The sequence below is a fragment of the Streptomyces sp. NPDC048001 genome (genome assembly GCF_043203115.1).
GTDB lineage: Bacteria > Actinomycetota > Actinomycetes > Streptomycetales > Streptomycetaceae > Streptomyces > Streptomyces sanyensis.
The window spans coordinates 53,401-62,445 of sequence record NZ_JBIDBN010000022.1 but is presented as its reverse complement, the minus strand read 5'-3'; the positions used below and the strand labels follow the sequence as shown (position 1 = coordinate 62,445).

General features: G+C 73.9%; 7 protein-coding genes. 3 read left to right on the top strand and 4 right to left on the bottom strand.

Going from position 1 to position 9,045, the window contains the following annotated elements:
• Nucleotides 1–283: 283 nt before the first annotated feature.
• Nucleotides 284–1,657: an MFS transporter gene (locus tag ACGF15_RS28745; protein WP_345615922.1), complete on the top strand. Its 1,374-nt coding sequence runs from the start codon at nucleotides 284–286 to the stop codon at nucleotides 1,655–1,657.
• Nucleotides 1,658–1,826: 169 nt separating this feature from the next.
• Nucleotides 1,827–3,074 (top strand): cytochrome P450, encoded by a 1,248-nt coding sequence (locus ACGF15_RS28740; RefSeq protein ID WP_345615921.1) that lies wholly within the window; start codon nucleotides 1,827–1,829, stop codon nucleotides 3,072–3,074.
• A gap of 4 nt (nucleotides 3,075–3,078) precedes the next feature.
• Here ACGF15_RS28740 and ACGF15_RS28735 read toward each other — a convergent pair whose 3' ends face one another.
• Together ACGF15_RS28735 and ACGF15_RS28730 are read right to left on the bottom strand one after the other, a co-directional pair.
• Nucleotides 3,079–4,065, bottom strand: a complete 987-nt coding sequence (locus tag ACGF15_RS28735) for an NAD(P)-dependent oxidoreductase (RefSeq protein WP_362607183.1) — start codon at nucleotides 4,063–4,065, stop codon at nucleotides 3,079–3,081.
• A 92-nt stretch (nucleotides 4,066–4,157) separates the two neighbouring features.
• Nucleotides 4,158–5,117, bottom strand: a complete 960-nt coding sequence (locus ACGF15_RS28730; protein ID WP_392803183.1) for a ScbA/BarX family gamma-butyrolactone biosynthesis protein — start codon at nucleotides 5,115–5,117, stop codon at nucleotides 4,158–4,160.
• 100 nt (nucleotides 5,118–5,217) lie between these two features.
• Here ACGF15_RS28730 and ACGF15_RS28725 point away from each other — a divergent pair, with 100 nt between their 5' ends.
• Nucleotides 5,218–5,889: a ScbR family autoregulator-binding transcription factor gene (locus ACGF15_RS28725; RefSeq protein ID WP_345615918.1), complete on the top strand. Its 672-nt coding sequence runs from the start codon at nucleotides 5,218–5,220 to the stop codon at nucleotides 5,887–5,889.
• 655 nt (nucleotides 5,890–6,544) lie between these two features.
• On the opposite strand, the gene ACGF15_RS28720 is transcribed toward ACGF15_RS28725, so the two are convergent.
• Both ACGF15_RS28720 and ACGF15_RS28715 read right to left on the bottom strand, forming a co-directional pair.
• Nucleotides 6,545–8,248 (bottom strand): AMP-binding protein, encoded by a 1,704-nt coding sequence (locus tag ACGF15_RS28720; RefSeq protein WP_362607186.1) that lies wholly within the window; start codon nucleotides 8,246–8,248, stop codon nucleotides 6,545–6,547.
• Complete coding sequence (locus tag ACGF15_RS28715) at nucleotides 8,245–9,000, bottom strand: class I SAM-dependent methyltransferase (protein ID WP_345615916.1); 756 nt, start codon at nucleotides 8,998–9,000, stop codon at nucleotides 8,245–8,247. Before ACGF15_RS28715 ends, ACGF15_RS28720 begins: the two co-directional genes overlap by 4 nt.
• Nucleotides 9,001–9,045: the final 45 nt, after the last annotated feature.

Below are 9,045 nucleotides of genomic sequence, written 5' to 3'. Positions count from 1 at the left end.
GCCTGGGCTGGGGGGGGGCCCCCCCCCCCCGCGCCCCCCCCCCCCCCCCCCCCCCCCCCGCGCGCCCCCCCCCCCCCCCCGGCCCGGTTCCGGGGGGGGGGGGGGGGGGCCCCCCCCCCCCCCACCGCACCGCCGGCATCGGACGCACAGTGACCGGCAATTGACTAGATGAGGACAGCCAATGGCAACTTCCAGTGAAGTAGAAGTCGACGCAACACCCACCGGTGGAGGGAAAGCGGACACAGGCAAGTGGGGCGTTCGCGAGTGGGGTCTGCTCGTCAGCGTGTGTGCGGCATTCTTCCTGGACGCCCTCGACAACATCATGGTCGGCATCGCCGTTCCGCCGATCCAGGCGGACCTGGGCATGAGCACCGAGTCCGTGCAGTGGGTGGTCAGTTCCTACGTCCTGGGGTTCGGCGGCTTCCTGCTGCTCGGCGGACGGATGGCGGACCTGCTGGGCCGGCGCCGCATGTTCCTGATGGGCGTGGCGGTCTTCGCCGTGGGCTCCCTGGTCGGCGGTCTGACCAGTGAGGGCCTCGTGGTGATCATCGCCCGGTTCGTCATGGGCATCGGAGCGGCGTTCACCGCACCGGCCGGTCTCTCCATCATCATCACCAACTTCCGCGAGGGCCCCCAGCGCAACCGCGCGGTCGGCATCTACACCGCCTGCGGTGCGGTCGGCTACTCCACCGGCGTCATCGTCGGCGGCGCCCTCACCGAGATCAGCTGGCGCTGGACCTTCCTGCTCCCGGTCGTCGTGGCGGTCGTGGCCTTCGCCGGCGCCGTGGTGCTGGTGCCGCGCGACGCGCGCAGGGAAGCGGGCGGCGGCACCTTCGACGTCACCGGCGCCGTGAGCATCACCGCCGCGATGCTGCTGTTCGTCTTCAGCATCGTCGAGGCCCCCAACGCCGGTTGGACCTCCGCCCGCACGCTGGGCACCCTGGCCGCCGCGATCGTCCTGCTCGTCCTGTTCGTGGCCGTCGAACGCCGCGCCGCCCAGCCCCTGCTCCGCCTGGGCCTGCTGCGCAACCGCGCCCTGGTCGGCGCGAGCCTGGTCGCCGCGGCCATCCTCGGCACCTACATGAGCTTCCAGTTCATCGGCGGCCTGTACCTGCAGTCGCTGCGGGGCTGGTCGCCGATGGAGATGGCCCTGGCCTTCCTGCCCATCGGCCTGCTGATCATGACGATCGCCCCCCGGGCCGGCAAGCTCATCGCCCGCTTCGGCCTCCACTGGATGATCTTCGCGGGCTTCGTCGCCTACACCGCGTCGTACCTGCTCTTCCTCCGCATCGACGAGACCTCCTCCTACCTCTGGGTCATCCTGCCGAGCATCGTCCTCATCGGCATCGCCTTCCCCTTCTCCTTCCCCGCCGCCAACGTCCAGGCGACCAACGGCGTGGACGAGTCCGAGCAGGGGCTGGCGGCCGGTGTGCTGCAGACGGGCTACCAGGTCGGCGCGGCGATCGTCCTCGCCGTGGTCACCGCCACGATGGCGGCCGACGGCCACGGGGGAGAGTCGTCCGCGACCCTGTCCGGCTACCACTCCGGCCTCTACGTGGTGACCGCCGTCTCCGCCCTGACCATGGTGCTCACGCTCGTCGCGGCGGTCCGCGCCACCCGGCGCCGCCGGGCCGAGGCGGCCCGGACCGGCTCGTAGCACCGTCCCCGAGAACCGGCCGGCGTCCCGCCCGAACCCCTCGTCCGGGAGCGGGAGGGGCGCCGGCCCCACTTCCCCGAGACCGGACCCGCGGTGACGGCGGTCGCCCGCTCCGGCAGAGCTGGCCGTCCGGGCGGTCGTCCGACCCGGCAGGACCTGGAGATGACACATGGACCGCAGCGGGCAGTGCCCCGTCATCATCGACACCGACGGGAGCGACATCCACGGCGAGATCACCCGGATACGCGCCCGGGGGCCGGCGGCGCAGGTGGTGCTCCCGGGCGGGGTGACCGCCTGGTCGGTCACCGACGGCGAGCTGATCCGCAGCCTCCTGCTGGACCCCCGGGTGTCCAAGGACGCCTACCGGCACTGGCCCGCCTGGATCAACGGCGACATCCCCCGGGACTGGCCCCTGGCCATCTGGGTGTCCGTCCAGAACATGGTCACCGCCTACGGCGCCGACCACACCCGGCAGCGCAAGCCGGTGGCCTCCGCCTTCACCCGGCGCCGGGTCGCCGCCCTGCGCCCGCGCATCCAGCGCATCGCCGACGACCTCCTCGACGCGCTGGCGGCCGAGCCGCACGGCCACCCCCTGGACCTGCGCGAGCGCTTCGCCCACCCGCTGCCGAACGCGGTGATGTGCGAGCTGTTCGGCATCCCCGAGGAGTACCGGGCCGGACTCCACCGGATCATCAAGGGCTTCTTCCGCACCTCCGCCTCCGCGGAGGAGGCCCAGGCCAACGGATACGCCCTCTACACCACGATCTCCGACGTCCTGGTCCACAAGCGCGAGCACCCGGCCGACGACCTCACCTGCGATCTGATCGCCGTGCGCGACGACGACGGCGCCGCCCTCACGGAGAAGGAGCTGGCCGACAACCTCATCCTGCTCTACACGGCCGGGTACGAGACCACCGTCAACCTCCTCGACCACGCCGTCCACGCGCTGCTGCGCCACCCGGACCAGCTGGAGCTGGTCCGGCAGGGCAGGGCCGGCTGGGACGACGTCGTCGAGGAGACGCTGCGCCACGAACCGCCGGGCGCCCACGCGATCCTGCGCTACGCCGTCGAGGACATCGACCTCGGCGGCATCGTGATCCCCGAGGGCGACGCGATCATGATCTCCTATGCCGCCGCCGGGCGGGACCCGGTCCGCTACGGCGACACCGCGGACCGCTTCGACATCACCCGGCCCGACCGCCGGGACCACGTCTCCTTCGGGCACGGCGTCCACCACTGCCTGGGCGCGCCGCTGGCACGGCTGGAGGCGTCGATCGCGCTGAGCTCCCTGTTCGAGCGCTTCCCCGGCATGGCGCTCGCCCACCCCGAACGGCCGGCCGAGCCGCAGCGTTCCTTCATCTCCAACGGCCACCGCGCCCTGGAGGTCGTCCTGGACCGCCGGGCCGCCCCGGTCTGACGGCTCAGCCCGCCACCCGGGCACCCGCGGCCGCCACGTCGGCCAGGGCCGCCCGGTACCAGGGCGCGTGGTGGGCGAAGCGCTCCGCGAACCCCGGTCCCGGACCGGCCCCGGTCAGCCGCCACAGCGCCGAACCGTCGTACCAGTGGTCGACCGACAGGAGCGACAGCCTGCGCGCGCCGGCCGGGTCGTCGCGGGCCCCGAGCAGCTCCAGCGCCCGGCGGCCCGTCACCTCGCCCCGCGGCAGGGGCAGGCCCAGGGCCCGCGACACGGTGGTGACCAGGTCCCGGACCCGCACGGGTTCCGGGTGGCTCGCGTGCAGGACCCGGCCGGACGGCAGGGGGGCGCGGCCGCGCACCAGAGCGGCCACGGCCTCGGCCAGATCGTCCACGGCGATCATGGACGTCCGGGCGCGTCCCCCGTCGACCCAGTGGGGCACCCGGCGCAGCAGGGCCACCAGGGAGGGGATCACCCAGGTGTCCCCCTCCCCGTAGACCAGATGGGGGCGGAGCACCAGCCCGCCCGCGGCCCGCACCCGGTCCTCGGCGGCGAGCCGCGTCACGCTGGTCGGGGAGACCGGGGCGGTCGCAAGGTCCGACTCCGCCTCGCCGCGGTAGGGGCCGTCCCCGTAGACCGCCGCGGTGCTCAGCTGGACGATCCGCCGGACGCCCGCCCGGGCCGCCTCGGCGAGCAGGGCCTCGGTGCCCCCGACGTTGACGGCGCGGCACCGCTCCATGCGGCCGCCGACCTGCGCGGCGAGGTGGAGCAGGGTGTCCACCCCGTCGCACAGGCCGCGCAGGGAGCCCGGGGAGCACAGGTCGCCGCGGACGACCTCCACCGGTGCCCCCGCGGGCACCCGGACGCGGCGGTCGTGGACCAGCAGACGCACCGTCGTGCCGGGGTCGTCGGCGCCGGGGGCGAGCAGGCGGCGCACCACGTGCCCGCCGACGAACCCCGCCCCTCCGGTGATCAGTACGGTCGGCTGCGACATGCCGGCTTCCTTCCCCGGGGCGGCCGTCGGGCCGCCCCGGTGGCGAGAGGAGTGGAATGGAGCGGTCACGGCGGCCCGGGAGGCGGCCCGGGTCAGCGCGCCCCGCCGGTGAGCGACGCGGTGAAGACCGCATGACCCCCCTGGCGGCCGACGACCCGCACTGCGGTGGCGCCCGCCACCCGGGTCGGGACGGTGTGGGCCTCGATCCAGCAGGGCGGGGCGAACTCCACATAGCGGTGGAAGCGGATGGTGAACGACGCCGGGCGGAAGGCGGCCGGGTACAGCAGGGCCCGGGCGGCCTGGTGCGCGGCCTCGACCAGGATCATCCCCGGGTAGTGGTCGGTGGCGCGGCCGAACAGGGTGGTGTTCCGGGGGTCGGCGCGCAGCTGCCAGCGGCCGGATTCGGGCGTGGGGGCCAGCACGACCTGCGCGGGCCCGGCTCTTTCGACGCGCCGGTGAGGGAGGGGTATCGCCAGGCCCGCCAGCGCGGGCGGGAGAGGGGCGCCGCGCAGCCGCCGGTAGGCGCGGGGGGTCGAGATGCCCAGGCGGCCGCCGCCTGTGGCGACCGTGCGCTCGCCGTCCCGGACCCGTATGCGGCAGTCGGTGGCGGCCAGCGCCGCGCCGCGGCGCCGTATGTCGGAGCAGTCCACGTCCAGATGTAACTCGGCAGGCCCACCGGACACATCGAGCAGCCCGGGGCGGGCGCGGTAGTGGAGGTCCTCCATGAGGAAGTGGTGGTCGAGCGGGACGGCGAACGCGGCGTGGCACAGTAAGATCGCGCTCTGCCGCAGGGTCTCCACGAGGAGCACGGGGTCGGGCCTTCCGTCCGGCGCGACGAAGACCTCATGGGTGTCCGGCCACGTCACCCGCACGGTGAAGCGGTCCTCGCCGAGGCTCTCCCAGGAGGCCGGCAGCACATCGGTCTCGCGGGCACGGTGCACCAGTTCCCTGGTCGCCGTTCCGCGTCGGGCCGCCGCGGGGCCGATCGGCTCCCCGGTCCGCTCCGTTGTGCCGGCGGGCTGCGGGACGCCGAGCACGGGTGTCCGGTCCATGGCTCCTCCTTCTCACGGGCACGGAAGGGCCATCGATCCCCCCTTGCGGAAAGATACGTGCACAGCGGTATGGTTTCAAGGAATTAAGGGGTTGGTGCAAGTGAGCCAGCAGGAACGCGCGATCAGGACCCGGGAGCTGATCCTCGAAGCGGCGGGCGAGGTGTTCGCCGAACGGGGTTACGACGGTGCGACCATCTCCGACGTCTACTCGCGGGCCGGGCTGACCAAGGGCGCGTTCTACTTCCACTTCGCCTCCAAGGAGGAGCTCGCCGAGGCGATCCTGGAGGTCCAGGTGGGGTCGGGGGCCTATCCCGTCGTACGGCGCACCCTGAAGCTCCAGGAGCTGGTGGACGCCGGGTTCGTCTTCGGGCACCGCCTGATGTACGACCGGATGCTCCAGGGGAGCGTCGGTCTGTCGTTGGAGCGCGGAGCGCACCAACTCGACCGCAGGAGGCCCTTCCTGGCCTGGGTCGACCACAATCTGGCCGCGCTGACGGAGGCGAGCGAGCAGGGCGAGCTCTACGGGTACGCCGACCTGAGGGCCACCGCCGAACTCCTGGTGGGCGCCTTCTCGGGAATCCAGATGCTCTCCCATGTGCTCGCCGACCGCAGGGACCTCACCGAGCGGCTGTCGGTGCTCCTGGCCCAGGTGCTGCCGTCCGTCGCCGTCCCCGGCGTGCTGGCGCAGCTCGACCTCAGCGCCGACCGGGGCGAACGGGTGCTGGCCGAGGCCGAGGCGCTGGCCGCCGCGCAGGCCGGCGGCACCGCATGACCGGGTGCGGCGCCCGGGGCCGGACCGGAAGCCGCCGGGCTCGGCCGAGGTGCCCGAGGTGCCCAGGACGCCCAGTGCGCCCCGAAGAACCTGCACCCCGGTTTCTTTCTGCTCCCGTCCGCCGTCCCCGGCCCCTGAGCCGCCCGGAGGGTGTACCCGGCGCCGGAGGCCGCTGAGGAGGCGCAGCACAGGGCGGAACCACCCGCGGCGTACCGGACGGCCCCCGGACGCACGGACCGGGGCCCCGTGTCCCCCGACCGCCCCCACACGGCCGGCTCCGGCTCCGCGCGGTGCTCCGGGCCCGGCCCCCCGGACAGCGTGCTCCGGGCCAGGTCCCCGGGGCGGCCGGAGGACTGCCGCCCGCGGGCCGCCCCCCGGGCCGCCCCCGGGCGGCGGAGCGCGCGGGCGCTCCCGGCCCGGGTGAGGAGACCCCGGGCAGGGAGCGCCCGCGCAAGGCCCTCCGTGCGGTGCCGGTTCCACGGCGTCGCAGCCCACCGGAGCACACGGGCCGCGCTCGGCGCCCTGCGCTCCGCGCGGTCCCCGGGCGCCGCCGACCGGCACGGACGGCGTGCGCCTCCCGCCCCCACCCGGTCCGGTGGGTGGCGCCGGCCGTCCGCCCGACACCACCGCGCCCGCCGCCCCGAACGGGAGGGGGTCAGGGCCGCGAGGCCGCCGCGTCGGCTCCCCGGGCCCGCCCCGAGGACTCGAAGCGCTTCCGCAGCTGCGCCCTGCGGAGCTTGCCGATACCGGTCTTGGGCACGTCCTCCTTGGTGACCGGCACGACGTGCACGGAGCCGACCCCGAAGGACTCCCTCACCCGGGAGCGCACCCGTTCCCCGGCCGAGGCGGCGTCCGCCCCCTCGCGCGGATGGAAGAAGACGGCGAGCTCCTCGTCCTCACCCTCGGCGGCGTTCACCGCGCAGGCCACGGTGTACGAGGGCGCGACGCAGTCGAGTTCCTCCACCCGGGCCTCGATCTCGTGGCCGTGGAACGTGACGCCGCGGAGCTGGATGACGTCGTCCGCACGCCCGGTCACCGTCAGGATCCCGTCGCGGACATAGGCGAGGTCGCCGGACTTGAACCAGCCGTCGGGGGTGAACGACTGGCGGTTCTGCTCCTCGTTGCGGTGGTATCCGGCGGTCACGGTGGCGCCGGTGACCTGGAGCCGGCCCGTGACGCCGGGCGGCACCAGCTCGTTGCGCTCGTCGACGACCCGCAGGGCGGTGCCCGGCTGCGGACGCCCCACGGGGACGTAGCGCTCGTCTTCGGCGCTGACGGAGGAGAACTCGCAGTCGGCCACCCCGGCGGAGGTCTCCGACATGCCCCAGCCCGGGTACATGGCGTCCGAGGGCAGCCCGAAGGGGGCGAGCACCTCCAGGAAGCGGCGGACCACACCGCTGCGGACCGCCTCCCCGCCGTTCATGATGTAGCGCACGCAGGAGAGGTCCCAGGACCGCCCGGCGAGCCTGTCCGCCTGGTCGTTGATGAGCCCGAAGGCGAAGTTCGGCGCCCAGGTCGTGTCCGAGCGGTGACGGTCCATCACGTCGAGCCAGCGCAGCGGGTCGTCGAGCACCCACTCGAAGCGGGCGTGGACCTGGCGGCAGCCGAGGTAGACGTCCCGTGCGTGGAACATCACCAGACCGCCCACATGGTCCAGGGGCATCCAGTTGAAGGTGCGCGTCCGCTCGCCCAGCCGGTTCACCCGGGCGGTCGCCGCGGTCCGGCTGAGCACGTTGCGGTGGGTGAGCACGACGGCCTTGGGCACGCCGGTGCTGCCGGAGGTCAGCAGCCGCACGGCGGGATCGTCGGCGTCGGCCCGGTGCCAGGTCCGGTCCGGCGCGTGCGCGAGCAGCTCGCGGGTCGTCCCGAGCCAGGCGTCCGCCCAGCGCGGGTCGGCCGCCGTCTCCGGTGCCGGCTCCTGGCCGGCACCGGTGAGGACCCGGGGCGCGCCGTAGCCGTCCCACACCCGCCCCAGCAGGCCGGGGGCCTCCGCACGCTGGTCGGCGGTGGCTCCGGCGTTGACGGGCATCGGTACGAACCCGCCCAGGACGCAGGCCCAGAAGGCGGTCAGCAGCTCGGGGTCGTCGGCGACCTGGAGGACCACGGCCTCCCCGGGGAGGAGGCCCGCCGCACGGAGCCCGGCGAGCATGCGCGCGGCGTCGTCCAGCAGCCGCCGGTAGCTCATGCCCGTCTCGCTGCCGTCCGCGCGGATGAACCGGATGCTCTCCTCGGAGGCGTCCTCGCGCTCCGCCGCCCGCACGAGTGCCTCGCCGAGGTCGGCCACCGCCGGGGGGACGGCGGGCCCGCCGTCGAGGAAGGAGGTGCCGGAGGCCGTCGCCGCGGTGTCCGAGGTCGTCATTCCGAGTCCTCCCCCTGCGCGGTCGCCACGATCACCAGGGGGCCGCGCCCGTGGAAGGGCACCGGCTCCTTGCGGAAGCCGCCGTACTCCGCGATGATCCGCAGCCCCGCGTCGGCGAGCAGCTCCCGCACCTCCGGTCCGGTGAGGACCGCCTGGTCGAAGAAGTTGTCGTACAGGGACACCCGGCCGTCGCTCTCCCGGACGAGCAGGGTCTCCTCGTTGCGCCAGTTCGCCGCGTGCGGGTTGATCGCCTGGCGGGCGAGCCGGGTGATCAGCACTCCGTCGCCGCCACGGTGGTGGGCCACCGTGTGCTGCTGGAAGCCCTCCACGAAGTTCAGCAGGTGGCCGAACTCCAGCACCACATGGCCCCCGGGCCGCAGCAGCCCCCGCATGGTCCGCAGCACCGTGCGCAGCTCGGCGCGGGGGAGGTAGTTGAGCGTCATGAAGATGCTGTAGACGAGGTCGAACCGGTCGTCGGTGGTGAAGGTCTCGGCCCGTTCGTGCACGTACTCGACGTTCCTGCCACCGGCGCCGCGCGCGTACTCGATGAAACGTGCACTCTGGTCTGCTCCGAGGCACGAGAAGCCCCGTGCGCCGAGCTCCCGGAGGTTGGTGCCCGTCCCGCAGCCCAGATCCAGGACACGTCCGCCGGCCGAGGCGAAGGAGGACAGGAAATCCGTTTCCGCGGCAAGATCGCGGAAATCGCCCCGCATGATCTCGTAGTACTCTCCGGGGAATTCGAAGCTGGTCAATGCATTGCCTTCCGTGGGAGTGGTGACAGCATTTCCTGGAATGGA